General features: G+C 68.1%; 28 protein-coding genes. 14 read left to right on the top strand and 14 right to left on the bottom strand.

The window, feature by feature from the left end:
* Positions 1 to 60: 60 nt before the first annotated feature.
* The 3 genes from pyrC to ASC79_RS00645 are packed head-to-tail and all read right to left on the bottom strand — an operon-like array spanning position 61 to position 2911.
* Positions 61 to 1347: a dihydroorotase gene (gene pyrC / locus ASC79_RS00635; protein ID WP_056018236.1), complete on the bottom strand. Its 1287-nt coding sequence runs from the start codon at positions 1345 to 1347 to the stop codon at positions 61 to 63.
* Positions 1344 to 1934 (bottom strand): TIGR00730 family Rossman fold protein, encoded by a 591-nt coding sequence (locus ASC79_RS00640; RefSeq protein WP_056018238.1) that lies wholly within the window; start codon positions 1932 to 1934, stop codon positions 1344 to 1346. Before ASC79_RS00640 ends, pyrC begins: the two co-directional genes overlap by 4 nt.
* Entirely contained in the window at positions 1934 to 2911 is a 978-nt protein-coding gene (locus tag ASC79_RS00645) for an aspartate carbamoyltransferase catalytic subunit (RefSeq protein ID WP_056018240.1), read from the bottom strand. The genes ASC79_RS00640 and ASC79_RS00645 overlap by 1 nt, the downstream gene beginning before the upstream one ends.
* Positions 2912 to 3026: 115 nt before the next feature.
* Between ASC79_RS00645 and ASC79_RS00650 the strand changes: the two genes are divergently transcribed.
* Positions 3027 to 3398: a PilZ domain-containing protein gene (locus ASC79_RS00650; protein ID WP_056826564.1), complete on the top strand. Its 372-nt coding sequence runs from the start codon at positions 3027 to 3029 to the stop codon at positions 3396 to 3398.
* Here the strand turns inward: ASC79_RS00650 and ruvX are convergent.
* Entirely contained in the window at positions 3395 to 3868 is a 474-nt protein-coding gene (ruvX, locus tag ASC79_RS00655; protein WP_056018244.1) for a Holliday junction resolvase RuvX, read from the bottom strand. The genes ASC79_RS00650 and ruvX overlap by 4 nt on opposite strands.
* A gap of 78 nt (positions 3869 to 3946) precedes the next feature.
* Here ruvX and gatC point away from each other — a divergent pair, with 78 nt between their 5' ends.
* Both gatC and gatA read left to right on the top strand, forming a co-directional pair.
* The gene (gene gatC, locus ASC79_RS00660; protein ID WP_056018246.1) at positions 3947 to 4234 is read left to right on the top strand and encodes an Asp-tRNA(Asn)/Glu-tRNA(Gln) amidotransferase subunit GatC; all 288 of its coding nucleotides are present in this window, start codon (positions 3947 to 3949) and stop codon (positions 4232 to 4234) included.
* Positions 4234 to 5706, top strand: coding sequence for an Asp-tRNA(Asn)/Glu-tRNA(Gln) amidotransferase subunit GatA (gatA, locus tag ASC79_RS00665; protein ID WP_056018248.1), 1473 nt, complete (start codon positions 4234 to 4236; stop codon positions 5704 to 5706). Before gatC ends, gatA begins: the two co-directional genes overlap by 1 nt.
* A 71-nt stretch (positions 5707 to 5777) precedes the next feature.
* Here gatA and ASC79_RS00670 read toward each other — a convergent pair whose 3' ends face one another.
* Complete coding sequence (locus ASC79_RS00670) at positions 5778 to 6092, bottom strand: hypothetical protein (protein ID WP_200937059.1); 315 nt, start codon at positions 6090 to 6092, stop codon at positions 5778 to 5780.
* A gap of 124 nt (positions 6093 to 6216) precedes the next feature.
* Here ASC79_RS00670 and gatB point away from each other — a divergent pair, with 124 nt between their 5' ends.
* A complete protein-coding gene (gene gatB, locus ASC79_RS00675) occupies positions 6217 to 7713 on the top strand; it encodes an Asp-tRNA(Asn)/Glu-tRNA(Gln) amidotransferase subunit GatB (protein WP_056018251.1) in 1497 nt (498 codons plus the stop codon).
* Positions 7714 to 7759: 46 nt separating this feature from the next.
* On the opposite strand, the gene ASC79_RS00680 is transcribed toward gatB, so the two are convergent.
* Positions 7760 to 8266, bottom strand: coding sequence for an RcnB family protein (locus ASC79_RS00680; protein ID WP_056018253.1), 507 nt, complete (start codon positions 8264 to 8266; stop codon positions 7760 to 7762).
* Positions 8267 to 8631: 365 nt separating this feature from the next.
* Between ASC79_RS00680 and ASC79_RS00685 the strand changes: the two genes are divergently transcribed.
* Positions 8632 to 8895 (top strand): hypothetical protein, encoded by a 264-nt coding sequence (locus ASC79_RS00685; protein WP_056018255.1) that lies wholly within the window; start codon positions 8632 to 8634, stop codon positions 8893 to 8895.
* 427 nt (positions 8896 to 9322) lie between these two features.
* Here ASC79_RS00685 and ASC79_RS00690 read toward each other — a convergent pair whose 3' ends face one another.
* Positions 9323 to 10114 carry an aminoglycoside N(3)-acetyltransferase gene (locus ASC79_RS00690; protein WP_056018257.1) on the bottom strand — a complete coding sequence of 264 codons (792 nt, stop codon included), beginning with the start codon at positions 10112 to 10114 and terminating at the stop codon, positions 9323 to 9325.
* A 548-nt stretch (positions 10115 to 10662) separates the two neighbouring features.
* On the opposite strand from ASC79_RS00690, the gene ASC79_RS00695 reads away from it, so the two are divergent.
* Positions 10663 to 11010 carry an iron chaperone gene (locus ASC79_RS00695; protein ID WP_200937060.1) on the top strand — a complete coding sequence of 116 codons (348 nt, stop codon included), beginning with the start codon at positions 10663 to 10665 and terminating at the stop codon, positions 11008 to 11010.
* Between the two features lie 116 nt (positions 11011 to 11126).
* Here ASC79_RS00695 and ASC79_RS00700 read toward each other — a convergent pair whose 3' ends face one another.
* The gene (locus ASC79_RS00700) at positions 11127 to 11648 is read right to left on the bottom strand and encodes a hypothetical protein (protein ID WP_056018259.1); all 522 of its coding nucleotides are present in this window, start codon (positions 11646 to 11648) and stop codon (positions 11127 to 11129) included.
* Positions 11649 to 11748: 100 nt separating this feature from the next.
* On the opposite strand from ASC79_RS00700, the gene ASC79_RS00705 reads away from it, so the two are divergent.
* Complete coding sequence (locus ASC79_RS00705) at positions 11749 to 12285, top strand: hypothetical protein (RefSeq protein WP_200937061.1); 537 nt, start codon at positions 11749 to 11751, stop codon at positions 12283 to 12285.
* A gap of 72 nt (positions 12286 to 12357) precedes the next feature.
* Here ASC79_RS00705 and ASC79_RS00710 read toward each other — a convergent pair whose 3' ends face one another.
* Positions 12358 to 13017, bottom strand: coding sequence for a polysaccharide biosynthesis/export family protein (locus tag ASC79_RS00710; RefSeq protein ID WP_327082819.1), 660 nt, complete (start codon positions 13015 to 13017; stop codon positions 12358 to 12360).
* Positions 13018 to 13201: 184 nt separating this feature from the next.
* Here ASC79_RS00710 and ASC79_RS00715 point away from each other — a divergent pair, with 184 nt between their 5' ends.
* From ASC79_RS00715 to ASC79_RS00730, 4 genes are read left to right on the top strand one after another with little or no spacing between them, the layout of a single operon-like run.
* Entirely contained in the window at positions 13202 to 14701 is a 1500-nt protein-coding gene (locus tag ASC79_RS00715) for a GumC family protein (RefSeq protein ID WP_056018263.1), read from the top strand.
* Positions 14702 to 14751: 50 nt separating this feature from the next.
* Entirely contained in the window at positions 14752 to 15453 is a 702-nt protein-coding gene (locus ASC79_RS00720; protein WP_056018265.1) for a hypothetical protein, read from the top strand.
* A complete protein-coding gene (locus ASC79_RS00725) occupies positions 15450 to 16712 on the top strand; it encodes an O-antigen ligase (RefSeq protein WP_082531880.1) in 1263 nt (420 codons plus the stop codon). The genes ASC79_RS00720 and ASC79_RS00725 overlap by 4 nt, the downstream gene beginning before the upstream one ends.
* Before the next feature lie 9 nt (positions 16713 to 16721).
* Entirely contained in the window at positions 16722 to 17390 is a 669-nt protein-coding gene (locus ASC79_RS00730) for an HAD family phosphatase (protein ID WP_056018268.1), read from the top strand.
* On the opposite strand, the gene ASC79_RS00735 is transcribed toward ASC79_RS00730, so the two are convergent.
* The 4 genes from ASC79_RS00735 to ASC79_RS00750 form a co-directional block, all read right to left on the bottom strand.
* Positions 17387 to 18148, bottom strand: coding sequence for a polysaccharide deacetylase family protein (locus tag ASC79_RS00735; protein ID WP_056018270.1), 762 nt, complete (start codon positions 18146 to 18148; stop codon positions 17387 to 17389). The two genes, ASC79_RS00730 and ASC79_RS00735, sit on opposite strands and share 4 nt — an antisense overlap.
* Positions 18148 to 19074, bottom strand: coding sequence for a glycosyltransferase family 2 protein (locus tag ASC79_RS00740; protein ID WP_056018272.1), 927 nt, complete (start codon positions 19072 to 19074; stop codon positions 18148 to 18150). Before ASC79_RS00740 ends, ASC79_RS00735 begins: the two co-directional genes overlap by 1 nt.
* A complete protein-coding gene (locus ASC79_RS00745) occupies positions 19071 to 20516 on the bottom strand; it encodes a lipopolysaccharide biosynthesis protein (RefSeq protein WP_056018274.1) in 1446 nt (481 codons plus the stop codon). The genes ASC79_RS00740 and ASC79_RS00745 overlap by 4 nt, the downstream gene beginning before the upstream one ends.
* A 554-nt stretch (positions 20517 to 21070) precedes the next feature.
* Complete coding sequence (locus ASC79_RS00750) at positions 21071 to 22003, bottom strand: LysR family transcriptional regulator (protein ID WP_056018276.1); 933 nt, start codon at positions 22001 to 22003, stop codon at positions 21071 to 21073.
* Between the two features lie 122 nt (positions 22004 to 22125).
* On the opposite strand from ASC79_RS00750, the gene ASC79_RS00755 reads away from it, so the two are divergent.
* The 3 genes from ASC79_RS00755 to ASC79_RS20960 all read left to right on the top strand — a co-directional run bounded on the left by ASC79_RS00755 (position 22126) and on the right by ASC79_RS20960 (position 23768).
* On the top strand, positions 22126 to 22455 hold the full coding sequence (locus ASC79_RS00755; protein WP_056018277.1) for a nuclear transport factor 2 family protein: 330 nt from the start codon (positions 22126 to 22128) through the stop codon (positions 22453 to 22455).
* A complete protein-coding gene (locus tag ASC79_RS00760) occupies positions 22452 to 23234 on the top strand; it encodes an SDR family oxidoreductase (protein ID WP_056018279.1) in 783 nt (260 codons plus the stop codon). The genes ASC79_RS00755 and ASC79_RS00760 overlap by 4 nt, the downstream gene beginning before the upstream one ends.
* Positions 23235 to 23330: 96 nt before the next feature.
* Positions 23331 to 23768: a hypothetical protein gene (locus tag ASC79_RS20960; RefSeq protein ID WP_156378296.1), complete on the top strand. Its 438-nt coding sequence runs from the start codon at positions 23331 to 23333 to the stop codon at positions 23766 to 23768.
* Here ASC79_RS20960 and ASC79_RS00765 read toward each other — a convergent pair.
* Positions 23765 to 25297, bottom strand: a complete 1533-nt coding sequence (locus ASC79_RS00765) for an exopolysaccharide biosynthesis polyprenyl glycosylphosphotransferase (protein ID WP_082531881.1) — start codon at positions 25295 to 25297, stop codon at positions 23765 to 23767. The genes ASC79_RS20960 and ASC79_RS00765 overlap by 4 nt on opposite strands.
* Positions 25298 to 25417 lie beyond the last annotated feature (120 nt).

The following is a 25417-nucleotide window of genomic DNA, read 5'->3' on the forward strand; positions in this document are numbered from 1 at the left end:
CTTGCAGCGGCGCTTGGGTGTTCGTCAATTGTTCCTGAGGGCGCGCGCCGGCTGCCGGGGCTAAGCCCGGTACACCACCCGGCCGTCCACCAGGGTCATCAGGACCTCACCGAACAGCCGGCGGCCGTCGAAGGGCGAGTTGCGCGACTTTGACTTCAGCTTGTCGAGGTCGATGACGATCGGCGCGTTGAGGTCGCAGAGCACAAGGTCGGCTGGAGCCCCCTTGGCGAGCTTGCCGGCCGGCAAGCCCAGCAGGTCGGCCGGGCGGCTGGTGACGGTCCGCATCAGGTCGATCAGCGGGATGCGGTCCTGGAACGAGAGCAGGGCCGGCAGCAGGGTCTGCAGGCCGACGGCGCCAGGGGCGGCTTCGTCGAACGGCAGGCGCTTGTCTTCCGCCGGGGCCGGGGCGTGGGCGGAGACCACGATGTCGATCAGCCCGCTGGCCAGGGCCTCGATCGTGGCCTGGCGATCGTCTTCGCTGCGGACCGGGGGATCGAACTTCAGGAAGGTCCGGTAGTCGCCGATGTCGACTTCATTGAACGACAGGTGGTTGATCGAAGTGGTCGCCGTCACCGGCAGGCCCTTGGCCTTGCCGCGCTGCAGGCTCTCCAGCGCCGCGGCGGTGGTGACCTGGTCGACCAGGAACGGCGCGCCGGTCAGCTCGACCAGGGCGAGGTCGCGCTCCAGCATGATCTTCTCGGCGATCGCCGGAACGCTGGGCAGGCCCATGCGGCCGGCGAATTCGCCGGCGGTGGCGGCGGCGCCTGCGGACAGCCAGGGGTCGGCGGGGCGGTGCGCCACCAGGGTGTTGAAGCTCTTGGCGTAGCTCAGGACGCGCTGCAGCACCTTCGAGTTCACGATCGGGCGGTCCGCGTCGGTGACATAGACGCAGCCGGCTTCGCGCATCAGGCCGATCTCGGCCATCCGCTCGCCCTTGGCCCCCTTTGTGGCGGCGCCGGCGGGATAGACGTGGACCAGTTCGATGTCGCGGGTGCGGCGCAGGATGAAGTCGACGACCGAGGCCTCGTCCACGACCGGATTGGTGTCGGGCTGCAGCACGATCGAGGTCACGCCCCCGGCGGCGGCGGCCAATCCTGCCGACTTCAGCGTTTCCTTGGTCTCCGATCCGGGCTCGCCGGTCTTCACGCGCAGGTCGACCAAGCCGGGCGCCAGCATGGCGCCGCGCGCGTCGATGACCTCGATGTCGGCCGAGAGCGATCCGAGATCGCGGCCCTGCGCGACCTCGGCGATCTTGCCATCCTGAACCAGCAGCGCGCCGGGGCCGTCCCAGCCGCTGGCGGGATCGACGATGCGGGCGTTGACGAAGGCGGTCGGGCGTTGGGTCATAGTTCGGGGCGTCCGATCCATTTCTCGACGACGGGCGGGACATAGGCGGCGAGCGCGTCCAGCATCTCTCCGCAGTCCTCCCGGAAAATCAGCATGTCGCGGTGGGGCGCCTTCAGGAACGCCTCGCCCACCGCATGGTCCACGAAGCCGCGCAGACCGTCATAGTAGCCGCGCACGTTCAGGAACCCCGCCGGCTTGGCGTGGAAGCCGAGCTGGCCCCAGGTCCAGATCTCGAAGATCTCTTCCAGCGTCCCCGCGCCGCCGGGCAGGGCGACGAAGGCGTCCGAGAGCTCGGCCATCCGCGCCTTGCGCTCGTGCATCGAGGCGACGACCTCCAGACGGGTCAGGCCGGTGTGTGCGATTTCCTTGTCCGTCAGCGCGTGCGGCAGCACGCCGATGACCTCGGCCCCAGCCGCCAGGGCGGCGTCAGCGACCGCGCCCATCAGTCCGACCTTGGCGCCGCCATAGACCAGTCGTTGGCCGCGGCGCGCTATCTCCCGCCCCATGGCCTCGGCGGCGGCGCGATAGGCGACGTCTCCGCCGGGACTGGCCCCGCAGAACACGCAGACGGAGGCGATGGCGCTCATCAGTCGTTGTCCAGCCGCGCGGCCAGCGAGGCCAGCACAGCCATGCGCGCGGCGACGCCCATCTCCACCTGGTCCTGGATCAGCGACACATTGAGGTCGTCTGCGACATCGGAGTCGATCTCCACGCCGCGGTTCATAGGGCCGGGATGCATGACCCGAACATGGTCGGAGGCGAAGGCCAGCTTCTCGCGGTCCAGACCATAGAAACGGAAGTACTCGCGCTGCGAGGGGGCCATCACCCCGTCCATCCGCTCAAGCTGCAGTCGCAGCATCATCACCACGTCGCAACCGGCGATGCCTTTGCGCATGTCATGGAAGACCTGGACGTTCCAGCGGTCAGCGTCGGTCGGCATCAGGGTCGGCGGTCCGACCAGCCGCACCTCAGCGCCCATCATCTGCAGCAGGCCGACGTTCGAGCGGGCGACGCGGCTGTGCAGGACGTCGCCGCAGATTGCGACGCGCAACCCCGCCACCCGGCCGAACGCGCGACGCATGGACAGCATGTCCAGCAGCGCCTGGGTCGGGTGTTCATGCTGGCCGTCGCCGGCGTTGATGACCGAGCAGGTCACTTTCTGGGAGAGCAGCGAGGCCGCGCCGGAGGAGGAGTGGCGAACCACCAGCAGATCCGGTTGCATCGCGTTCAGCGTCACCGCCGTATCGATCAGGGTCTCGCCCTTCGCGATCGACGAGGACCGGGGGCTCATATTGACCACGTCGGCGCCCAGCCGCTTGCCGGCCAGCTCGAAGGAACTCTGGGTTCGCGTCGAGTTCTCGAAGAACAGGTTCATCAGCGTCCTGCCCTTGAGCAGGTCGAGTTTCTTCGAGGTCTGGCGGTTCAGCGAGACGAAACTGTCGGCCAGATCGAGCAAACCCGTGACTTCCACGGGGTTGAGATCGACCACGGACAGGAAGTGGCGCTTGGGAAAAGGGAATGTCCTGCCAAGGACTTCGTTCAGGCCGGTCGGTGCTACGGTCATTAAAGCGCCCTCTTAGGGGAGGCGGGGACGGGCGCCAAGGGGAGAGGCGCAGGGTGCAAGGCAGCCCTGTGGATTGGACGCTGACTCACGATAGGCTTGTTCCGCGGAGTTCCCAATGACACCACCTGATGCGACGTCGCCCACTGAACGCTGGTCGCGGGCCAATGGCGGCATCGAGCGGCGCGCGACGCCACGCGAGCCGGTACTGCTGCCCGCCTTGCTGATCGAGGAGGGCGGGCGCAAGCGTCCGTGCGTGATCCTCGATCGGTCGGAGGGCGGGCTGCGGATAAACCTGCCGGGCGATGAGCCTGCGCCCGAGACCTTCTGCATCCTCGATCTGGTCACGGGCATGGGCCGCGAGGTCCAGGTCGCCTGGCGTCGCCCGCCTGAAGTAGGCGTCATGACGCTGCGGGCCTACGATCTCGACCAACCGCAGGAGGGTCTGGGCGAGGCGCTGCGGAAGATCCGGATCTCGGTGCTGGGCTAGCGCGCCAGCTCGCTCAGGCGGTCGACGGCGCCCTGGAGGATCCAGGCCGCCGCCAGCTTGTCGACGAGCTCGGCGCGTCTGGCGCGGGTGACGTCGGCTTCCTCGATCAGCACCCGGTTGACGGCCATGGTCGACATGCGCTCGTCCCAGAAGGCGATCGGGATGTCGCGCAGCCGCAGCAGGTTGCGTGCGAAGGCGCGGTTGGACTGGCAGCGCGTTCCTTCGGTGCCGTCCATGTTGACCGGCAGCCCGATGACGATCGCGCCGACCTCGCGCTCATCGATGAGCGCGAACAGGCGGTTCGCCTCAGCCGTGAACTTGGTCTTGCGGATCAGTTCCAGCGGGCTGGCGACCATGCGGGTGACGTCGGACACGGCGACGCCGATGGTCTTCTCGCCAAGATCGAGCCCCATGAGGGCGCTATAGCGCGGTAGAAGGGCGGGAAGTTCGGTCAGATCGACGACAGCCATGCCGCTTCTTAGCGGTCATCGCTTGTCAAAGGGAGGCCCACGCGGCTAACCCCTGCCTCGAACCATTAGGAGGGCCCCATGGCCATCGACGCCGCGACCGTTCGTAAGGTCGCGAGGCTCGCGCGGATCGCCGAGCCCGAGGACAAGCTGGAAGCTCTCGCCAAAGAGCTCAACGGGATCATGACCTGGATTGAGCAGCTGGGCGAAGTCGACACCGACGGCGTCGAGCCGATGACCTCGGCGGTGGCCGTGGCGTTGCCGATGCGCGAGGACGTGGTCACCGACGGCGGGGACGCCGCCAAGGTCCTGTCGAACGCGCCCAAGACCGTGGATGGCTTCTTCGTCGTGCCGAAGGTGGTGGAATAATGAGCTCTCTCACCTCGCTGACGCTGAAGGCCGCGCTCGACGGCCTGGCGGACAAGTCGTTCTCCTCCGAGGAACTGACCAAGGCGCACGTGGACGTGGTCGCGGCCGCCAAGCCGCTGAACGCCTTCATCCTTGAGACCCCGGACAAGGCCATCGAGATGGCCAAGGCCTCGGACGCTCGCCGCGCCAGGGGCGAGGCCGGGGCGCTGGACGGCGCGCCGCTGGGCATCAAGGACCTGTTCTGCACCGAGGGCGTCCGCTCGACCGCCTGTTCGAACATTCTCGGCAACTTCGTCCCGACCTACGAATCCACCGTCACCGCCAATCTGTGGCGCGACGGCGCGGTCATGCTGGGCAAGCTGAACCTCGACGAATTCGCGATGGGCTCGTCCAACGAGACCTCGGCCTTCGGGCCGGTGGTGAACCCGTGGCGCTCGGAAGGCTCCAACGCCAAGCTGACGCCGGGCGGCTCGTCGGGCGGCTCGGCCGCGGCGGTGGCGGCCGACCTCTGCCTGGGCGCGACCGCGACGGACACCGGCGGCTCGATCCGCCAGCCCGCGGCCTTCACCGGCACGGTCGGGATCAAGCCGACCTACGGCCGTTGCTCGCGTTGGGGCGTGGTGGCCTTTGCCTCGTCGCTCGACCAGGCCGGCCCGATCGCCAAGACGGTCGAGGACGCCGCGATCCTGCTGAAGTCGATGTCGGGCCACGACCCGAAGGACTCGACCAGCCTGGACATCGAGACCCCCGACTTCCCCAGCTTTGTCGGCAAGTCGGTGAAGGGCCTGCGGATCGGCATTCCGAAGGAGTACCGCGTCGACGGCATGCCGCCCGAGATCGAGAAGCTCTGGGAGCAGGGCATCGCCTGGCTCAAGGAAGCCGGCTGCGAGATCGTCGAGGTCTCTTTGCCGCACACCAAGTACGCCCTGCCGGCCTACTACATCGTCGCTCCGGCCGAGGCGTCCTCGAACCTCGCCCGCTATGACGGCATGCGTTTTGGCCTGCGCGAGCCCGGCGGCAACCTGACCGAGACCTACGAGAACACCCGCGCCGCGGGCTTCGGGGCCGAGGTCAAGCGTCGCATCCTGATCGGCACGTATGTGCTGTCGGCCGGCTACTACGACGCCTACTACGTCAAGGCCCTGAAGGTCCGTCGGCGCATCGCCGACGACTTCGACCAGGCCTTCCAGAAAGTTGACGCTCTGCTGACCCCCACCGCGCCGTCCGCGGCGTTCGGGCTGGGCGAGAACGCCGACGATCCGGTGGCGATGTACCTGAACGACATCTTCACCGTGACGGTGAACCTGGCCGGCCTGCCGGGCATGAGCATTCCGGCCGGCGTCGACGCCGGCGGCCTGCCGCTGGGCCTGCAGCTGATCGGCAAGGCGCTGGACGAGGGCACGCTGTTCTCGCTGGGCGGCGCGATCGAGAAGGCCGCCGACTTCAAGGCCAAGCCCGCCAAGTGGTGGTAGGCGCCTGAGGCCAAACCTCCGGGCATAGAAAAGCCCCCGTCCTGCAAAGGGCGGGGGCTTTGTTCGTCAGCCTACTTCTTCAGCTTGTCCAGGTCGGCCTGGAGGGCCTTGAGCTGGTCGTCGGTGATGGCGCCCTGGCTCATCGGCTGGACCTGCTTGAGGGTCATGCCCTTGAACTGGTCGTAGGCCTCGTGAGTCGTCACGCCCGGCAGGTTCTTGTCGAGCGCGGCCTTGCCTTCGGCGGTGGCGGCGATGTCGGAGATCGGCGTGTTCTCGGCCGAAAGCGCGGCGGCGTGGCCGGCGTGCGCGTCCTGGGCGAGGGCCGGGGCGGCCATGGCGCCGAGCGAGATCGACAGGCCGACGAGACCGGCAGTAAACGTTTTCATCATTGTGGTGTTTCCTCATTTCCCCGCATTTGAGGCGCGGATTTCAGCGCCAGTTCCGCCTTTTGCGCAAGGGATTTCGAGGGTCCCGCTTTCGCTCGCGCGCGAGGGGCGCTAGGAAGCGGCCATGACTGATACGTCGAAGCTGATCGCCGGCCGCACCGGCCAATGGGAAGTGGTTCTGGGCCTGGAGGTTCACGCTCAGGTCGCCTCGAACGCCAAGCTGTTCTCCGGCGCGGCGGTCGGATTCGGCGCCGGCCCCAACCAGCAGGTTTCGCTGGTCGACGCCGCGATGCCCGGCATGCTGCCGGTCATCAACAAGCACTGCGTCGAGCAGGCGGTGAAGACGGGCCTTGGCCTGAAGGCGCAGATCAATCTGAAGAGCCACTTCGACCGGAAGAACTATTTCTATCCGGACCTGCCGCAAGGCTATCAGATCAGCCAGTTCAAGGACCCGATCGTCGGCGAGGGCGAGGTCATCGTCGAGCACGACGACGGCACGACCTTTACGGTCGGCATCGAGCGCCTGCACCTGGAGCAGGACGCCGGCAAGAGCCTGCACGACCAGGACCCGAACTCGACCTATGTCGACCTGAACCGGGCCGGCACGGCGCTGATGGAGATCGTCTCGCGCCCGCACATGCGCTCGTCGGCCGAGGCCGCGGCCTATGTGAAGAAGCTGCGCACCATCCTGGTCTATCTGGGCACCTGCGACGGCGACATGGAGAAGGGCAACCTGCGCGCCGATGTGAACGTCTCGGTCTGCCGTCCCGGCGCCTACGAGAAGTTCCGCGAGACCGGGGATTTCAGCCACTTGGGCACGCGCTGCGAGATCAAGAACGTCAACTCGTACCGCTTCATCCAGCAGGCGATCGAGTACGAGGCGCGCCGCCAGATCGAGATCATCGAGGATGGCGGCAAGATCGACCAGGAGACCCGCCTGTTCGACCCGAACAAGGGCGAGACGCGGTCGATGCGCTCCAAGGAAGAGGCGCACGACTACCGCTACTTCCCCGATCCGGACCTGCTGCCGCTGGAACTGGACCCGACCTGGGTGAAGGCCATCGAGGCCTCGCTGCCCGAGCTGCCGGACCCCAAGAAGGCCCGCCTGCAGTCGCAGTACGGCCTGTCGGCCTATGACGCCGGCGTGCTGATCACCGAGCAGGCCCGCGCCGACTTCTTCGAGGAAGCCGCCAAGGGACGCGACGCCAAGCTGACCGCCAACTGGGTCACCAACGAGCTGGCGGCCAAGCTGACCGCCGGCGGCCTGGCCATCGAGGACAGCCCGCTGAAGCCCGACGCCATCGCCGAGCTGGTGGCGTTGATCGAGGAGGGGGTGATCTCCTCCAAGATCGCCAAGGACGTCTTCGAGCGCATGTGGGCCGGCGAAGGCCGCCCCCGCGAAATCGTCGAGAAGCAGGGGCTGCAGCAGGTGTCCGACACCGGCGCGCTCGAGAAGATCATCGAGGAGCTGATCGCCGCCAATCCGGGTCAGGCCGAGGCGGTGAAGGAGAAGCCCCAGGCGATCGGATGGTTCGTCGGCCAGGTCATGAAGGCCACCGGCGGCAAGGCCAACCCAGGCGCCGTGAACCAGCTGCTCAAGGCCAAGCTGGGCATCGAATAGCAAAAACGCCCCGGAGCGATCCGGGGCGTTTTCATTTCTAGATCAACTAGTTGTTGATGATGTCGAAGATGATGCCGGTGGCGAGCGCCGCCAGCAGATAGTCGTCTCCGACCCGATACCAGGCGTAGCCGCGCGGCGGCTGGCGCAGGTGGTAGCGATGGTAGTCGTTCACCACATAGCCCCGGTAATAGGGCGGCAGATGCCCCCCGCGGCGCCAGGCGGCGTAGCCCGGACGGTAGTAGGGGTTGCCGTAATAGGCCTGCGGCGGCGGGCCGTAGTACCAGCGGTTGTTATAGTAATAGCCGTTGTGGCGGCCGCGATCCCAGCTGGAGTGGCGGCGGTCGTCGCGGCGGTCGTCGCGCCAGCGATCCCCACGGCGGTCGTCCCGGTGATCCCAGCGGCGGTTGTCGTGACGGTCGTTGCGGTCCCAGCGCTGCTCGTGGCGATCGCGCCCGCGGCCGCGATCATCGTCGGCCAGAGCCGAGGTGGCGGTGAACGCCATCGGGCCGGCGACAGCGGCGGCCGTGGCTAGGCTCAAGATCAGGCGTTTCATGGCGGGGCCTCCTGCTCAATCGTACTCGTTATCGGCAAACCTGCCGATTGGCGGCTGAACTCTAGCTGAACGGCTCCGTCAGCTTCGCAATGGGCCGAATTTCTTCACATTAGGCAGGGGTGGCGGCAGGTTTCCGGCCTCGCCCCGCAGGAACCTGCCGACGCGGCGGGCGGCTGGCCTTTAAGATTCTGGAGACGGAGGTTTCCGTTCAGTAAAAACGCCGAATAGTCGGGGTCTGATAGAAATCGAACATGGATTTTTCGAGTTAACCCTATCTTCAGTGCGCATCGACTTACCTGCGCTCAGGATCGTCGGGATCGGAACCCAGAACGGGGGCGGAGCGACGGGGCTAGGGAAACCAAGTCATGCTTACGAGCGTGGAGAACCAACTGCCGCTGCCGACCGCCGAGTCGACGGGGGATGAGCTGTTCAAGATGGGCTTGCTCTATTCGACGGGTCAGGGCGGCGCGCCGCTGGACTACGTCTCGGCCCACATGATGTTCAACCTGGCTGCGATGCGCGGCTCGGTCGAAGCCAAGGTCTACCGCAAGGAACTGAGCCAGGAGATGGCCTCCGACGAGGTCGCCGAGGCCCAGCGCCAGGCTCGCGAGTGGCTGGCCCACGGCTGACGCCGATAGGCCTCTGACGGGCGGCCTGCCTGGTCGCCGGGGCGTATGAGAAAAGCTCGCCGCGGCCTGGGAGCCCAGGTCCAGCGCGCGCATGCCGGGCGGCAATGTCATCAGCAGCCGCAGCGGGTTCGGCCCCCGCCTAAGGAGCGTCGTCCTTGGACGTCAGCGGATGGCGGTCCAGCTAAGGCGGCTGGCTCCCTCGTGAGCGCCTGCGGTCTTGGTTCTTCGTCGCGTTCAGGATGTTTCGGGCGGTTCCCCAGACCCTCCAAGCTTCTGAGGAGGGGGGGAAGCGGAAGTTCGCCGAGCGCTCCTTTTGACGCCTAAGCGGATGACTAGCTGGTTCGCTTCAAGGCGCCGGGGACGAGCCCGTCAGCACTCGTCTGCCCGCCCAGTTCGGGCTCAGGCGGCCCAAACCCAGAGATTTCGCTCAGACGAAGTGGCGCGCCATCCAGTCGACGCCGAATGCTACGAGGTCACGGGCGTCCAGCAGCTCGCTGGCCGCCCGACCGACCCGCCCCTGGGCACCGCGCCCTTCGGCCAGATACGTCTTCAGGATCGTCGCGAAATAGTCCTCGCCAGCCCATTCCACGATCCCTCTGGAGTCGTCGAGGCAACGCACTTTGCGGACGACCGGGCCGTCCGTCCCCACCACCCGCCTGTGGCGGACGACCCGACGTTTTTCGGCTAGCGGGACCAGGTACTCCGCATGGTGCAGGAGGGTCACCGTGTCAGGGTCCGCTCCCAACCGCAGCACCGATCCGGCACGATCGCAGAGATGCTGCAGGGGCGAGCCATGACCATAGTAGTCGTCCCAGGGTGGATTCCGCAGCAGCGTGGCCGCCAATCCCCCGCGCGCGCCGAACCGGCCCTCCGGATTTTCGCTCACCAGTGTGCCCGGATACTGTCGCATGGCCTCCGCCAGATGGCCCACGTCCTCCTCGGCCTCGGTGACCAGCGGGTCGAATGGGGCGGCGTTGACGAGCAGCTTCGCGCGCTCCGCCTCCGGCTGCTCATTGACCCAGTCCCACTCGTTTTTGGCGCCCAGAACCATCATCCAGCCGCCGTTCGGCCCCACCGCCGCATCAAGCGCCCCAATCACGCCCCCAGGCCCGCCTTTCACCGGGCCGATCTTCCGCAGCGACGCATGGACCATCACCGCATCGCCGTGCTTCACGCCCAGCGCCGCTAGGTCACCCGCGATCTCACCGACAGTGCGCATCGCTTACCTCGCGTAGCGGTTGAAGATGTATGCGCCGCGGATCGAGGTAATACCGCCGTCCTCGGCCAGGTCATTCAGCACCCTCAGCGCAGCGAGGGCTCCGGTTGCACCCCCGGTCTCGCCGACGGTTGAGCACCAAGCCATTCGCACCCATGCAGATTACCACCGCGATCTCGTCACTGCTCAATCAGTCCGACACCTGAGTACGCGGCTGGCAACAGCGGCTTTCGGGCCTATGTCCTTTGGGGACGAAAGCGCACGCCAAACAGCGGGCGCGCTGAAGGTCCGCCTTGGGTCGATTTCGGCCGAAGCCTCTGGCACGGACAACGGACATTGGCCTCCGCGCCAGAGATCCGACTTCTTCAACACAATCGGTCATTGGCCGAAATCGCCACCCAGACTTCAGGCAGAGCCGCCAGCGCCTGCAAGCCACGTCCTGGGCCGTTCGCTCCCCCTCGGACCAAGCTTGATCCCGGCAAACTGCGGGCTGAACCTGATATGGTTGTCGCTCGCCTTGAACGTCCCACATGCAGAAGCCCGTCCTGAGCATGCTCGCCGATCACGACGCCTATATCGCCGAGGCGCCTGAAAGCCTTCGCCCGCTGCTGGTTCGATTGCGCGCCCAGCTTGCGCAGGCGCTGCCTGACGCCGAAGAGGTCATCGCCTACAAGATGCCGGGGTTCAGGATCGGAAACTCCATCATCGCGGGCTATGCGGCGTTCAGTAAGCAATGCGGCCTCTATCTGTCGCCGGCCGCCATCGCATCGCATGCCGACGACATCGCCGCGGCCGGGCTGAAGTCCACCAAGACAGGCGTCACTTTCTCGCCCATCCGGCCGATCCCGGACGGGCTCGTTGAGAAACTCGCCCTGGCTTCCCGAAGGGAAAATCACTGAGCGGTCGATTGGCGCTGGCCAACCATCGCTGACGATAAGGACATTCGCATTGCGGCCTGGAGGCTATTGTCGGCGTGTGGGCCTACGCCTGAAATCGACCCATAGCGGACATGGACCTACGTCGGTTTCAGGATTCGGCTGCTGTTCAGCCACTCGGCTTGGTTCCACGTTGCCCCGCGGGCCCCAAGCGCCGCAGCATGAAAGGAGCCGTCATTCGTCTGCACGAGCGCAAGCAGTCGGCGACCGATGAGTAGTTGATTGCGCGATTGGTACTCGATGACGTCCAGCACTCCATTTGCCAGCGTCGGGTTCTCGGCGATGAGTTGGTGGAAGCCTTCCAGACAGAGCGCGAGGCATCCTGTTGGTCCGAAAGGTGGATCGCGTAGCCCGTCATTCAGCGCATCTAGATTGCCAGTCCAAGGTTCATACCCGAATTGGCCGAGCCAATTCAGACCGAAGCCGACGTCGGCGGTAAACTGATCGGAGGTGGTGCAAAGGACCTCGACGAGTCGATAGTCGAGAGCCCGAAGCGCCTCCTTGGCGTCGTCGAACAGTCGCTTACGCCAAAAGAGCGTCACCGCTCCGTGAGCGAGCAACTCCCAGTCTGCTCTGAGCTTGTCATCGTCGGTCGTGAACATGCCTACAAACCTAAACCGCCCGCATGTCCGCTAACCACCCCTAGCCGACGTTTGAGACGTCTGCTCTCGGGCGCAGAGGCCCTTGTCGGGACCGAAGCCTGTGACTGAGATCGACCTTTTGCGGACGTTCGAGGCGCTTGCCGCGTCCTGCGTCGCGGCCTCTAGCAAGCTAGCGTGCGTCCCCAGTTTGCAGGCGATGCCGCGCCCGCCGATTGCGGCTAGACTTGGCGGCGCCGCTCAGCAGAAAAGGCCCGCCGCCATGGCCCGCACGCCGCCCACCGCACCGGCAAAGCCCACCACAGACGAGCCTGCCCGCGTCGAGGGAATTTTCCGCTCGGGCTCGATGACCGCGATTGCGGTGGTGCTCGGCTTCTCGCTGGCCTTTCTGGTTCGCTGGAGCGGACTGCCGGGGCGCTGGGAGACTTCCGATCTGTTCGCCGTGACGGCCATCACCCTTGGCGTCGCCCTGCAGATCAAGGCGCTGGTCGATCTGCTGGCGGTGAAGTCGTTGATCGTCGTCAACTACGAAAGGGCGGTGCGCATCTTCGTGGCCGGCATTGTGTCGGTCGCTGTCGGTGTCATAGCGGCCATCTTCGGCCATATCGCCGGCTACGGCGGAATCGTTCTGCACGGCTGACGCCGGCTACGTCCGATTTCCATCCCTGTGAGCCCACGACAGGGTCAGGGGATAGCCCGCGACGAGCGCCGCCTAGCGGACTTGCGGCCCCAGGGCGTAGCTGAACTGGATGGGGAGCATGTCGCGGAAGTACTGCTGCATGAACAGCCCCGCGTCGGCGACGCCGCTGCGCGGGACGTAGACCACGTCGTAGCGGCGCAGGGGAATGAGGTCGGCCTGGGCGTTCTGGAGGCCGCGCAGCAGGTCGGCGCGGCGGACCATGCCCTGGCCGTTCGGGCCGCGGCGCACGATGTAGACGCTGGTGGCGTCGCCGGTCGAGCGGAAGCCTCCCGCCTGGATGATGGCGCGCAGGGCGTCGGCGTCGCCATTCAGGTCGATGACGCCCGGATTGCCGACCTCGCCGCCCACGAACACCTTCAGCGGAGCGGCCTTGGCCGACACCTCGACCTGCGGGCGCAGGAGCTGGGTCGAGTAGGCCTGGGCGATCGCGTCCTGGAGCTCGCCGGTGGTGCGGTCGGCGGCCATGACCGGGCCGACCAGGGGCAGGGTGATGCGGCCGTCCGGCTGGACGACCAGGCTCTTGGTCAGCTCAGGGGCGGAGGGGACCGCCACCTCGACCTCGTCGCCGGGATAGAATCGATAGTCCGGCTCGTAGTCGGTCCAGGTCGCGTAGGGGATGTTGCTGAACGGCGGCGGGGCGGGCGCCGCCGGCGCAGGGTTCCAGCGGCCCATGAGGTCGCGCGGGGCCACGGTCGGCATGGCGCACGCGGCCAGGACGAAGCCGGCGCAAGCGGCAAGCACGGGAGCGGAACGGCGCCTTTGAAGCATGGCGCAAAGGTTAAGGAGAATGGGTAACGGAGTGTTAATCGCGGCCTCGCAGGGTCGGCTTTAAGTAGAGGGGCCGAGATTCTCCAAGGTGACGCAGGCTGCGTGGACAGCACCGACGCATGACGCCAGCCCGGGTTTGGCCTGGGCCGCACGGCCGCGCTATGCGCTGAGCGACTTTCCGGTGCTGCTGTGGCGCGAGCGGTTCCTGATGCTGGGGATATTCACGACGCTGTTCGTGCTGGGCGTCGCGGCCGCCCTGACCATGAAGACCAGCTATGAAGCCTATTCGAGCGTGCTGGTGCGGCTGGGCCAGGAGTATGTCTACGAGCCGCGGGCCGGGGACGCCGGGCGCGGGGCGGTGCTGGACTCCGACCAGGTGATTCAGTCAGAAACAGAGATCCTGGGCGCTGCGCCGCTGAAGCTGCGGGTGATCGAGCGGCTGGGCCTGGCGCGGACCTATCCGGACCTGGCCGAGAAGTACGCCAAGGCCTCGCCGGCCGAGAAGAAGACCATCATGAGCATGGCCGTCAGGGCCATCGAGCAGAACCTGAAGATCGGCGCGGCGCCCGATACGCCGATCGTGCGGATCGGGTTCAGCCACAAGGACCCGCAGACGGCGGCCCTGATCCTGAACACCCTGCTGGAAGAGTACCTGATCTATCGCCGCTCGGTGCTGCTCGACCCCGGCTCGCCGGCCCTGGAGCAGCAACGCCGCCTGTTCGAGACCCGGCTGGGGGACGCGGACGCGGCCTATGAGGAGTTCCTGAGCAGCAACCGGATCGGCGACTTCGTCGCGGAGAAGGCCTCGCTGTCGCAGCTCCAGGCCCAGATCGAGCAGCAGAAGTACCAGACCGACGCGCAGCTGCAGGACCGGATCGGGCGGCTGGCGACGCTGAACGGCCAGCTTGGCCAGGTGTCGCGGGAGGTCGGCCTCTATCGCGACGTGTCCGGCGCGCCCGGCGAGCGGCTGGTCGGGATGAAGGTGCAGCGCGAGGAGCTGCTGTCGCGCTATCGCGCCGACGCCCGCCCGGTGCAGGAGCTGGACGCCCAGATCGCGCAGCTGGAGGCCGGCATCGCGGCCGGGCGCACGACCGGCGACGGGGCCAGGCGGATCGGGGTGAACCCGGTCTACCAGACGCTGCAGACCGAGAGGATCCAGCTGACCGCTGAGGTCGGGGCGCTGCGCCGCTCGCAGGCCGAGCTGGACGACCAGATCAAGCGGCTGACCGAACGGCGGCTGAGGCTGGCGGCGCTGGAGCCGCGCTTCCAGGAGCTGTCGCTGAACCGCGACGTGCTGCAGACCAGCGTTCGCGACTTCACCGTCAAGGAAGAGCAGAGCCGCGCGGCCCAGGAGATCGCCGCCCGCTCGAACGACAACATCCGTATCGTCCAGCGGGCGATCCCGCCGATCAAGGGCAAGAGCCTGCGCAAGCCGGTGGTGGTGCTGGCGTTCCTGTTCGCGGGCTTTACGGCGCTTTGCGCGGGCCTGCTGGCGATGTTCCTGCGGCCGGGCCTGCCGACGCCGCAGTCGGCCTCGCGGACCCTGGGCCTGCCGGTGCTGGGCGCCGCGCCGCTGAAGGCGCGGTGAGGCGCAGATTGCGCTAGCTTCTGCCCATTGGGCGGACGGCGATTCGAAGCATGGTGGATCTGAGTTCCGAGATGGCCGAACTGTGGGCGTCCCTAGGGTCGCCCGCGGCCGGCCGCTCGCGAGTCATCCAGATCACCGCGGCGCGGACCGGGGAGGGCGCCTCCACGATCGCGCGCGAGCTGGCGCACCACGCGGCGCGCAAGGTCGGCCGCTCGGTCTGGCTGGTCGACCTGGACCTGGTGACCGCCTCGCAGCATGCGGCGCTGTCGGCCGAGGCCGGCCGCTATGGCGCGCTCTCTGAAGCCGTGCAGGCCAGCCCCGACGGCTCTGCCTTCTTCACCGTGCAGCCGCCGGCGCAGACCCCCGACGGCGCGGTCTGGCCGGACGGCGGCTATCTGGCGGCGCACCGGGTGGGATCGGCGCGCTGGTGGGTGACGCGGTTCCAGCGCGAGCGCCTGATCGGCCGCCAGAGCGTGCATCTGGTCCCCACCGCCGACTATTGGAACGCGCTGCGCAGGTTCGCCGAGGTGATCATCGTCGACGGCCCGGCGCCGGACCGATCGCGCGCGGCCCTGGCTCTGGCCCCGTTCATGGACCAGACGGTGCTGGTGGTCTCGGCCGACCAGGCCGACGTGCGCGCGCCGGCCCAGCTGCGGGACGCCATCGTCGGCGCCGGCGGGCAGGTCACCGGCCTGTTCTTCAATCGCGGCGTCGTGGAGACGCCGGCCTTCATGAAGGCGCTGGCGCCGTGACCCAGGCGCTAGCGGGCGCCGGCGCGCGGCCTGCGCGGCAGGTGACCGCCTGGCGGCTGCTGACCCTCGGCGCGGCGGCGCTGATCTTCTTGATCTACAGCCAGTTCTGGGTGTTCCCGCTGCTCGGCGACGCCGGCAATCCGGCCGCCAGCGGCCTGATCCGGGCGCTCTACCTGCCGGCCTATGGCGCGGCGGCGGTGCTGATGGCGCTGACCCCGCGCGCGACGCTCCTGGCGCTGCTGCGCCAGCCGTTCCTGGTCGTGCTGCTGCTGATCTGCGCGGCCTCGACGCTGTGGTCGGTGGCGCCGGACAAGACCCTGACGCGGTCGGTGGCGCTGGTCTTCACGACCCTGGGCGGGGTGGTGCTGGCCGCGCGCTACCGCTGGGCGACGCTGCTGGAGATCCTGGCCACGTCGTTCGCATTCCTGACCATCGTGGCGATCCTGGTCTCGCTGGCGGTCCCCTCGATCGGGGTGATGCAGGAGCTGTTCCCCGGCGCCTGGCGCGGCGTCTGGCCCGAGAAGAACGCCCTGGGCGGGATCATGGCGCTGGGCTTCATCGTGCTGACGGCGGCGGCGGTGCTGAACCCGCAGCGGGCGATGATCTGGCTGCCGTTCGCGGGGCTGGCGCTGCTGCTGGTGCTGATGTCGACGTCGAAGACCTCGCTGGTCTCGGCCATGCTGGGCTTCGGCGGCCTGGTGTTCGTCGCCCTGGTCCGGCGGCATCCGGCCTCGGGGGTGGCGACCATCTGGCTGGCGGCGCTGGGCGTGGCGATGATCGCCGGCGTGTTCCTGTTCGCCGCCGACTTCTTCTTCGAGATCCTGGGCAAGGACGCCACCCTGACCGGCCGCACCAAGATCTGGGACGCGGCCATGCAGCAGATCCGCCTGCGGCCGTGGACGGGCTATGGCTACGGCGTGGTCTGGGAGCTCAAGGACACCTGGAGCCCGCTGGCCTCGATCGTGAAAAGCGCCGGGTTCACGCCGATCCACGCCCACAGCGCCTGGATCGAGCAGTGGATCGGGATCGGGGTGTTCGGACTGGCGGCGTTCGCGCTGATGTACGTCCAGACGCTGATGCTGGCGGCAGTGGCGCTGTTCCGCGACCGGGGGGCGTATTTCGCCGTGCCGTTCCTGATCGTCTACACGCTGATGACCCTGACCGAGAGCATCGCGGTGACGTTCCACGATTTCCGCTGGATGATGTTCGTGATGGTGGCGACCAAGCTGGTCTGGCCCGATCGGGACGTGCGGGACTAGGAGCTCAGCATGGCATTGCCCTGTCGCCCCAGCGCGGTGATCTTCGACATGGATGGCCTGCTGTTCGATACCGAGGCCCTCTGGCAGGAGGCGCTTCTGGCCGCCGCGGCCGAAGCCGGGCACGAGATCCCGAACGAGGTGTTCAAGGGATCGATCGGCGTTCGGCGCTCGCAATGCGGGGGCCTGTTCCGGTCGCACTTCGGCGAGGACTTCGCGTTCGAGGCCTTTCACTCAGATTGGAGGCGGCACTTCTGGCTGATCGCCGAAGGTCGGCCCGCCCTGAAGCCGGGCGTTCATGAGCTGCTGGAATTCCTCGACCAGCTGCGGCTGCCGCGCGCCATCGCCACGTCGTCGTCCGGCGCGACGGTCGAGCGTCATCTGACCTCGCATGGTTTGACGGCGCGGTTCGATGCGATCGTCTGCCGCGGCGACTACGAAGCGGGCAAGCCGGCGCCCGATCCCTTTCTGAAGGCCGCCGAGCGGCTGGGCGTCGAACCTCGAGCATGTCTGGCCCTCGAAGATTCGCACGTCGGCGTCCGCTCGGGGGCGGCGGCGGGCATGATGACGGTCATGGTGCCCGATCTACTGGAACCGACGGCCGACATTCGCGCGCTGTGCGTCGTTGTCGCCCGCGATCTGCATGAGGTCCGCGACCTGGTGGCGGCGTCGCCGACCTAGGCCGCGAGCTTTCTGGCCACGGCGCCGACGGTGTCGATCTCGAAGCCGGCGGCCAGGGCCTCGTCGATCAGGGTTGCGAGGGCCTTGGGCGTGCAGCCCCAGGGGGAGGGATCGTCGGCGACGTCGTGGGTGTAGAGGATCAGCCAGGCCTTGCGCGCCTTGGCCTGCGAGAGCCAGCGGCGGGCGACCGCTTGGCCATCGGGACCCTCGATGCCCACGGCCGGGGCCTGGTTGAGGTCCACGCCCTTGTCGACCAGCCCGTGGTGCAGGCCGCGCAGGATCGAGAAGCGCGGGGCGAGGGCGTGCTTGGGGCCGGCGGCGACGTCGCCGTAGGGGTAGGCGAAGGTCTCCAGCCTGGGCGCGCCCCAGTCGGCCAGGACGGCGGCGTTCCGGTCGGCTTCGGCGGCGGCCTCCTCGCCCGAGGCGCGGCCGCAGTCGAGGTGGGAGAAGGTGTGGCAGCCGATCTCGTGGCCGGCGGCGGCGAGGCGGCGGTAGTCGGCCGCCTGGCCGCAGACGCCCATCGGCGCGTCCTGGCCCGCCAGCCCGGCGGAGACGTAGTAGGCGCCGCGCAGGTCGCGGGCCTCGAGGATCGCCGCGCCGGTGGTGCAGGCGCTCAAGGGGGCGTCGTCGAAGCTGATCGACAGCATCGGGCGGCCGGGCGCGGCGGCCAGCGGACGGCGATGGGCCAGGCGCGCCAGCCTGCGGCGCAGCTTGCCCCTCAGCGAAGCGTCGGCCCTGTAGGCGCCCTCGTAGGACATCAGACGGCCTCGGCGTAGAGCGCGGCGCGGTAGAGCCGCATGGCCAGGGCGCGGCTGCCGAGCGGGGCGGATTCGGCCAGGGCGTACTGCTTGAGCATCGGGCGCCAGAGGCCGCGCAGCGGCGCGCGCTTGAGCGCCCTGGCGACGCGGTAGCTGGGATAGCCGCTGACCACGGCCGGATGGGCGGCGACCACGCGGGCGAAGTTGGCGGCCGACTGCTCGTACTTGGCGGCCATGGTCCTGGCCGTGTCGAGGCCCAGGTGGGTGGCGGTGTTGTCGAGGTGCAGGATCGGCCAGCGGCGGGCGACGCGCATGCCCCACTCGACGTCCTCCCAGCCCCAGCCGGCGAAGGTCTCGTCGAAGGCCTCGGCCTCGAAGACGTCGCGGCGGACCAGCAGGTTGGAGGTGAAGACGTGCTTTTCCGGGTTCTGGCTGCGGACGGCGGCGTCCAGGCAGTCGCTGTGGGCGGCCATGCTGCGATGCAAGGCCTGGTCGCGGCGCGGCGGGACCTGCTTCAGGGAGAAGCCGCCGAAGGCCACGGGGGTGTTCTCACGGGCGATCAGGTCGAGCCAGAGGCCCAGGAAGTTCGGATCGTCGGGCAGCATGTCGCTGTCGAGGAACAGGAAGTGGCCGGCGCGGGCGTGGGAGACCAGGCGGTTGCGGCCCTTGGAGCGGCCTTCGTTGCGGGCCAGGCGGATGAAGCGGGCGGGCAGGGGCAGGAGGCCGATGGCGGCCTCGACCTCGTCGGAGAGGTTCGGGTCGTCGGAGCCGTCGTCGAGGATGACGATCTCGGCGGCGACGGCGCACTCGCGCGACAGGGCGGCCAGCAGGGGGATCGGGTCGTCGCCCTTGAACGGGATCAGCACCGAGAGCCTGGCGCCGCCGCGATACCAGGCGGCGTTGTCGACGAGGGTCTGCTGGGTCATGCGGCGTTCCGGGCGCGAAGGGTGCGGAGGGCCTGGCCGGCGCGGCTGCGCAGGGCCCCGGCGTCGAGGAGGTAGACGGCCAGGCCGTAGACGAGGCCGCCGAGGGCGGCCTTGGCGGCGAGCTCGGGCAGGCCGCCGAAGGCGGGGATGCGGGTGACGGCGAGCGCCATCAGGGCGCTGGCGCCGATCGCCTGGGCCAGGGTCAGCCAGGGCACGGGCAGGGCCATCAGGCGGCGGCCGAGCAGGGCCGAGGCGGCCAGGCCGAGCGCATAGCTGGCGAGGGTGGAGATCAGGGCGCCCTGCAGGCCCAGGCGCGGGATCAGCAGCAGGTTGAGGACCAGGTTGGCCAGCGCCGGGATGGCCATGGCCGCCAGCAGGAAGACCGTGCGTTGGCCGAGCGTGAAGGCCTGGTGGAAGTAGTAGGTGGTGAGGCCGGCCAGCAGGCCGCTGGCGGCGATCCACGGGGTGACCTGCGCGGCGCCGGCGGCCAGCGCCTGGCCGACCATCAGCTGGGAGAGGGGGGCGGCGACCAGGGCCAGTCCGACGGCGGCGGGGACGGTCAGCAGCAGCATCAGCGAGGCTTGCTCGTGGGCGGCGGGGACCAGGGCCTGCTTGCCGCCGCGCTCGAGCGCCATGATCAGGGCCGGGCCGCCGGCGGCGCCGAGCCAGATGAACACCACGTCGAGGGTGCGGTTCGCGAGGCTGTAGCCGGCGTGGTAGACGCCGACCGCCGCCTCGTCGAGGAAGGCGGCCAGCAGGAAGCGGTCCGTGCTGGAGAGCACCAGGGCCAGGATCAGCGAGAGCGCGACCGGCACGCCGTATTCGGCGTGGCGCCGGGCGCGCGAGGGCTCGAAGCGGCCGCCGGCGCCCTTGCCGTACTCCGAGGCGAAGCAGGCGAGCGCGCAGAGGGCCGAGGCGATCCCGATGCCGATCAGCGGGGCCGCGCCGCCGAATCCGGCGAGGGCGAGGCCGGCGCCGATGGCGAAGGCGCCCAGGGTCTGGACGAGATCGATGTTGGCGGCGCCGCTGACCTCGCCGGCGGCGCGGCGGCGCTCCTGGGCCAGGCGGGCGAAGGTGCGCGGCAGCACGGACACCAGGCCGCAGACGACGGCGAGCTTGAGCCCCGGATTGAGCGGCAGCAGCAGGGCCAGCCCGCAGGCCAGCGGCACGGCGGCCAGCAGGGTCAGCCAGGTGCGGTAGACGGTGGCGGCGAGGTCGCGGCCGCCGTCGCGATCGGCCTCGCCGGCCCAGTAGCGGGCCAGCGCCGCCTCGTTCCAGGTGAAGACCGCGGTGTGCACGAGGCTCATCACCGAAAAGCCCAGGGCGTAGTCGCCGAACTGGCTGGGCGTGAGCAGGCGCGTGAAGGTGACGATCGTCAGCAGGCCGACCAGCCCCTGTACGATATTGACCGGCAGATAGCCGACCACGCCACGCCAGAACATCAAGCCGCCCTTCCCACGCGCGCGGCGTGAGAGCGCCGCGTCAGACGAAGAGTGTCGCAAGGGCCGGTTGCAAACCGTTAAACGCGCGGGACTTTTCCTGGCGGCGGGGGCGAGTGGATGGGTAGGCCTTCTATGCGTCCGCTATGCGCATCGGCGCCGAGGGCCGGGGCCGACCCGTTGCGGACATTGACGGCTGACCGGATAGATAGGCGATGCCCACTCTATTCTCATATCTCCGAAAGGTGCTCGGCCGCTGGTCGCGTCAGCAGGACGAGGCGTTGCGACAGATGACCGAGCGTAAGACTGCTAGCGCACGTCTTGCTGGCTATTCAACGTCGGAACGTGTGGACGCGAAATTCTTCCTCTTAGCCCTTGCGCCGTTTCTTCCGATCCTACTTTCCGACCAACTCGGCTGGTCCCGTGGCGCTATGTGGCATGTGTGGTTCTGGCTCAGCGTCGCCTGGGCGGTCGGCGTGGTCGGGATCCTTTTTGTCGCTTACTGGCGGGCGCTCAGTCGATCCTTCCGTCGAAAGTCATAGGGTCCGCAATCCACCCTAGCCGACGTTTGAGACGTCTGCTTTCGGGCCGCTCGCGGCTCCGCCTTGCCGCCGTGCGAAGTCTATGAATGCCTTGAACGCGGCCGTCGGGTTGCGCCGGCTAGGGTAATAGAGGCTCAAGCGCGGCAGCGTCGGTGTCCAGTCCTCCAGCACATGGACAAGGCGGCCTGCATCGATGTCATCTCGCACGTCAGACTCCATCGCCAGCGTGAGACCAACGGACGCCAGCGCCGCGGTGCGGGCGAGGCTTGCTTCGTCGAGGGTAAGGCCGCCTTCCACGTCGACATGGATCGACTGCCCATCCTTCTCGAACGGCCAGCGGTAGATCGCACCATTGGGAAGCCGGACGCGGAGACAGTCGTGTGCGGCGAGGTCCTGCGGAATCTTCGGCGTCCCGCGCGCTTCGAGATAGCTCGGCGCGCCAACCACCACATTGCGCCGGGGGGCGCCCAGCGGCAGGGCGATCATGTCGACGGGCACTAGATCTTCGCTGCGCACACCGAGATCAAAACCGCCGGCCACGATGTCGACCAGGCGACCCTCCGTGACGATGTCGATGTGGACCTGGGGGTGCAGGCGCTTGAACGGCAGAACGAGTGAGGAAAAGATTTCGCGCGCCGCCGTCGGAAAGGCGTTGATGCGCAGCGTGCCGGACGGCGTGGCCTGTTGCGAACGGGCAGCCTCCATCGCCTCATGAATGTCCCGAACTGCGGGCGCGACCTGGTCGACGAACCGCTGGCCGGCCTCGGTGAGGGACACGCTTCGGGTCGTGCGGTTGAAAAGTCGCACGCCGAGGGCTCGTTCCAGCTTTCCGACGGCGTTGCTCAGCGCTGTGGTCGAGACGCCGAGCTCAACGGCCGCAGCACGGAATTTTCCCCGGCGGGCGACCATGAGAACGGCGTCCAGTTCGGTCAGGCTGTGCTGCGCCATTGTCCCGCCAATCGTGATGAGTTGTTCCGGTTTGTCCCGATTATGCCGCAGCCTGTCCATCGCTAACTTGGCTGGTGCGCGCACCCGCCGTTGCGGCGAACGCCCCAAGCAGGACAGGACCGATGTCGCTCGAACTTCCATCTCCGATAGCCGCGTATGTGGCGGCGAACGCCCAGCTCGACGTTGACGGCATGCTCCAGCCGTTCGCGGAGGACGCCGTCCTTCATGACAATGGCGCAGTCTTCAACGGACACGCTGAAATCCGCCGCCTGCTCGAAGAGGCGGTTGTTCCCGTGAAGGCGATCTTCACGCCGGACATCTGGCGCCAGGACGGCCGTCAGGTTGTCCTCGAAGGCCCCGCCCATGGCGACTTTCCGGGGAGCCCAATCCGCTTCACCTACCGCTTCACGCTGGAAGGCGACGCGATCAAAGCCGTGGAGATCACGGGATGAACAGCAAGCCAGCCGAGTTCGCCGGAAAGCGCGTGCTCATCAGTGGCGGCACCAAGGGTCTGGGCCGCGCCACAGTCGACCGCTTTGTAGCCGGCGGCGCCCGGGTCATCACCTCCGCGCGCGGGCAGCTGGAGCCCATCGATGGCGTCGAGTTTGTCCAGGCAGACCTGACGACGGCCGAGGGGGGACAGACGCTGGCGAAAGCGGCGCTCGATCGCCTGGGCGGCATCGACATTCTCGCCCATGTCCTCGGGGGTTCGACCACCCCCGGCGGCGGCTTCGCCGCCCTGACGGACGACTTCTGGCTGTCCGAGCTGAACCTGAACCTTCTTGCGACCGTTCGCCTGGATCGCCTGCTCATTCCGCAGATGGTCGAGCGGGGGGCCGGCGCAGTGGTGCACGTCACCTCCATCCAGTCGGTCTTGCCGCTTCCGGATGCAACCACCGCCTACGCCTCGGCCAAGGCGGCGCTCCGGACCTACAGCAAGTCCATCTCCAAAGAGCTTGGTCCCAAGGGCGTGCGGGTCAACACCGTCTCGCCCGGCTGGATCATGACCGAGGGGACCGAGGTGTTTCTCAAGCGTCTCCAGCACGCCAGCGGCGGCTCTCTCGAGGACGCGCGCAAGCTCGTCCTGGATGGGCTCGGCGGAATCGCGATTGGTCGCGGCGCCGAACCCTTCGAAGTCGCCGAAGCCATCGCCTTCTTGGCCTCAGACCGAGCCGCCTCGATTCACGGCGCCGAGCTCGTCATCGACGGCGGGACCGTCCCGACCGTCTGATCCCGGCCTGAGTCCGCCTGAGTTGGTTGAGCGTGGACGCAGAGATGACCTTGGCTCTGCGTCCGCCTTTCGGACGCGTCCGCCTCCGATTGCAGCGTGCGCGACGACTGCGAGCAGGCTCACCAGGGCCCCGAGGCTTACGAGCGTCGAAACTTCGAAGATCCCGGGGGCCAGTTGCTTCAGGGACGGATCGAAGGGCAGCCGCAGGATCGTTTCGCCCATGTGGAAGCTGCTCAAGCCTCCCACGAGCAGGCCCAGCGCAAGGCCCGCCAGCCGCAGATCCGCGATGAAGCGGCGCGAGAATGCGGCGGCCGGCCCGCCTCTCAGTACGAGCAGGGCAGCCAGGAGTATCAGCGGAATTGCGGCGACAAGCACCGACAGGACGATGCGCTGCGGAATGGCGGCGTTTGCGAAGACACCTTCCAGCGCCGGACTCAGCATTGCGGATTTCCCATACCCATGGGGAAACGATTACGGGTCCGTGTGGAGGGCTGCAATCGGCCCCTGGTCATCCGCGCCGGAGGAGGCGCTTAGCGGACCGTCTCGGAGTCGCCCAGCAGGCAGGGGACGGTCATGAACATGATGTAGAGGTCGAGCCAGAAGGACTGGCGCTCGATGTACTCCACGTCCAGCGCCACGCGCCGGCGGACCAGTTCGGGCGTGTCGACGGCGCCGCGCGAACCGTTGATCGCCGCCCAGCCGGTCATGCCCGGCTTCATGCGGTGACGGTGAGCGTATTCGGCGACCAGGCGCGAGCTCTCGACTTCGCCGGTCTTCATGCCGATGGCGTGCGGACGCGGGCCGACCAGGGACATCTCGCCGGTGATGACGTTGATGAGCTGGGGCAGCTCGTCGAGGCTGGTCTTGCGGATGAACTTGCCGACCTTGGTGACGCGGTCGTCGTGGGCGCTGACCTGGCGCGTGGCCTTGGCGTCGGCGGACTCGGTCCGCATCGAGCGGAACTTCCAGACCACGATCTCTTCGTTGTTGAAGCCGTGGCGGCGCTGGCGGAAGAACACCGGGCCGGGGCTGTCGAGCTTGATGGCCAGGGCCACCAGCAACATGATCGGCGTGGCCACGAACAGCGCGATGGCGGCGATGATCAGGTCCTGGGCGCGCTTGGCCAGCGCCTTGCCCTGGTCGATCTCGGCGCCCGAGACGCGGGCCAGCGGGATATTGGCGATGCGGTCGATGGCCTCGGCCTCGCCGGACTGGCCGTCGCGGTCGAGCAGCAGGGTGATCTCGTTGGGCAGGACCTTCAGCCGTTCCAGCAGCGCCTGCACGCGGTCGCGCGCGCCGGCCGGCACGGTGATCACGATGCGGTCCACGAACGGCATGATGCGATGGGCCAGCAGCTCGTCGGTGCCGCCCAGCATCGGCACGCGGTGCATGTGTTCGGCGCTGCCCTCGCGGGCGCGGTCGTCGAAGACGCCCAGGACGTGGGCCTCGCGGGTTTCGAGGATGGCGGCGATCAGGCGCTCGGCCGCGCCGGTGGCGCCGACGATGACCAGGTTGGGCGTCAGGCGCCCGTTGGTCCGCCAGCGCTTGACGTTGGCCCACCAGAGACCGTGCGCGGCGGCGACGCAGAGGAAGGCGAGCGGGGTCCACACGCCGAGCGAGGCCGTCAGCATGATCACGCCGACGAAGTGGGTGAGGATGGCGAAGCACATCGCCACCGCCACCGCGAAGGCGACGGTGACCCGCATGAGATGGATGGCCAGATCTTCGCGGCGGCCGAACTTGTAGCAGTCGAACAGGCGCAGGCTGGCGAAGGTGGCGACGGACGCGCCGCCATAGATCAGCAGGACGTTGGCGCCATGGGTCAGGGCCGCGGCGATCAAGCAGCCCAGGATCAGCGCGATGGCGTCGCCGCCCTGGAAGAAACGGGTGAGCAGCCGGCCCGACATCCGCAGGCGGGTCGGGGTCAGGCGGTCGGGGCGCAGCGGGCCGCGCCGATCGCGGCCGGGCTCGGCCCACGCAGCCGCAGCCGCGTGCGCTTCGGCGTGACGCCGAGCGCGACGGTCAGCCAACGAGCTGGGCTTGAACGGAGCGGCGAAAGACATCTGGGACCGGTTTATTCGCGATGACGGAGAAGCACACTGCCACACGGCCTCTGTGTGAGCAGTTAACGTACACGCGTTCTATAACGACAACTGTAAACTATTCGCATCAGGCATCCACCC

Origin of the sequence: Phenylobacterium sp. Root1290, from assembly GCF_001425305.1 — a bacterium.
In the GTDB taxonomy this organism is placed as follows: domain Bacteria; phylum Pseudomonadota; class Alphaproteobacteria; order Caulobacterales; family Caulobacteraceae; genus Phenylobacterium.

What these genes read in the sequence shown, in the direction of transcription:
- pyrC (WP_056018236.1), bottom strand. Translation starts at nt 1,347, where the DNA reads ATGACCCAACGCCCGACCGCCTTCGTCAACGCCCGCATCGTCGATCCC.
- ASC79_RS00640 (WP_056018238.1), bottom strand. Translation starts at nt 1,934, where the DNA reads ATGAGCGCCATCGCCTCCGTCTGCGTGTTCTGCGGGGCCAGTCCCGGC.
- ASC79_RS00645 (WP_056018240.1), bottom strand. Translation starts at nt 2,911, where the DNA reads ATGACCGTAGCACCGACCGGCCTGAACGAAGTCCTTGGCAGGACATTC.
- ASC79_RS00650 (WP_056826564.1), top strand. Translation starts at nt 3,027, where the DNA reads ATGACACCACCTGATGCGACGTCGCCCACTGAACGCTGGTCGCGGGCC.
- ruvX (WP_056018244.1), bottom strand. Translation starts at nt 3,868, where the DNA reads ATGGCTGTCGTCGATCTGACCGAACTTCCCGCCCTTCTACCGCGCTAT.
- gatC (WP_056018246.1), top strand. Translation starts at nt 3,947, where the DNA reads ATGGCCATCGACGCCGCGACCGTTCGTAAGGTCGCGAGGCTCGCGCGG.
- gatA (WP_056018248.1), top strand. Translation starts at nt 4,234, where the DNA reads ATGAGCTCTCTCACCTCGCTGACGCTGAAGGCCGCGCTCGACGGCCTG.
- ASC79_RS00670 (WP_200937059.1), bottom strand. Translation starts at nt 6,092, where the DNA reads ATGAAAACGTTTACTGCCGGTCTCGTCGGCCTGTCGATCTCGCTCGGC.
- gatB (WP_056018251.1), top strand. Translation starts at nt 6,217, where the DNA reads ATGACTGATACGTCGAAGCTGATCGCCGGCCGCACCGGCCAATGGGAA.
- ASC79_RS00680 (WP_056018253.1), bottom strand. Translation starts at nt 8,266, where the DNA reads ATGAAACGCCTGATCTTGAGCCTAGCCACGGCCGCCGCTGTCGCCGGC.
- ASC79_RS00685 (WP_056018255.1), top strand. Translation starts at nt 8,632, where the DNA reads ATGCTTACGAGCGTGGAGAACCAACTGCCGCTGCCGACCGCCGAGTCG.
- ASC79_RS00690 (WP_056018257.1), bottom strand. Translation starts at nt 10,114, where the DNA reads ATGCGCACTGTCGGTGAGATCGCGGGTGACCTAGCGGCGCTGGGCGTG.
- ASC79_RS00695 (WP_200937060.1), top strand. Translation starts at nt 10,663, where the DNA reads ATGCTCGCCGATCACGACGCCTATATCGCCGAGGCGCCTGAAAGCCTT.
- ASC79_RS00700 (WP_056018259.1), bottom strand. Translation starts at nt 11,648, where the DNA reads ATGTTCACGACCGACGATGACAAGCTCAGAGCAGACTGGGAGTTGCTC.
- ASC79_RS00710 (WP_327082819.1), bottom strand. Translation starts at nt 13,017, where the DNA reads ATGGGCCGCTGGAACCCTGCGCCGGCGGCGCCCGCCCCGCCGCCGTTC.
- ASC79_RS00720 (WP_056018265.1), top strand. Translation starts at nt 14,752, where the DNA reads ATGGTGGATCTGAGTTCCGAGATGGCCGAACTGTGGGCGTCCCTAGGG.
- ASC79_RS00730 (WP_056018268.1), top strand. Translation starts at nt 16,722, where the DNA reads ATGGCATTGCCCTGTCGCCCCAGCGCGGTGATCTTCGACATGGATGGC.
- ASC79_RS00735 (WP_056018270.1), bottom strand. Translation starts at nt 18,148, where the DNA reads ATGTCCTACGAGGGCGCCTACAGGGCCGACGCTTCGCTGAGGGGCAAG.
- ASC79_RS00740 (WP_056018272.1), bottom strand. Translation starts at nt 19,074, where the DNA reads ATGACCCAGCAGACCCTCGTCGACAACGCCGCCTGGTATCGCGGCGGC.
- ASC79_RS00745 (WP_056018274.1), bottom strand. Translation starts at nt 20,516, where the DNA reads ATGTTCTGGCGTGGCGTGGTCGGCTATCTGCCGGTCAATATCGTACAG.
- ASC79_RS00750 (WP_056018276.1), bottom strand. Translation starts at nt 22,003, where the DNA reads ATGGCGCAGCACAGCCTGACCGAACTGGACGCCGTTCTCATGGTCGCC.
- ASC79_RS00755 (WP_056018277.1), top strand. Translation starts at nt 22,126, where the DNA reads ATGTCGCTCGAACTTCCATCTCCGATAGCCGCGTATGTGGCGGCGAAC.
- ASC79_RS00760 (WP_056018279.1), top strand. Translation starts at nt 22,452, where the DNA reads ATGAACAGCAAGCCAGCCGAGTTCGCCGGAAAGCGCGTGCTCATCAGT.
- ASC79_RS00765 (WP_082531881.1), bottom strand. Translation starts at nt 25,297, where the DNA reads ATGTCTTTCGCCGCTCCGTTCAAGCCCAGCTCGTTGGCTGACCGTCGC.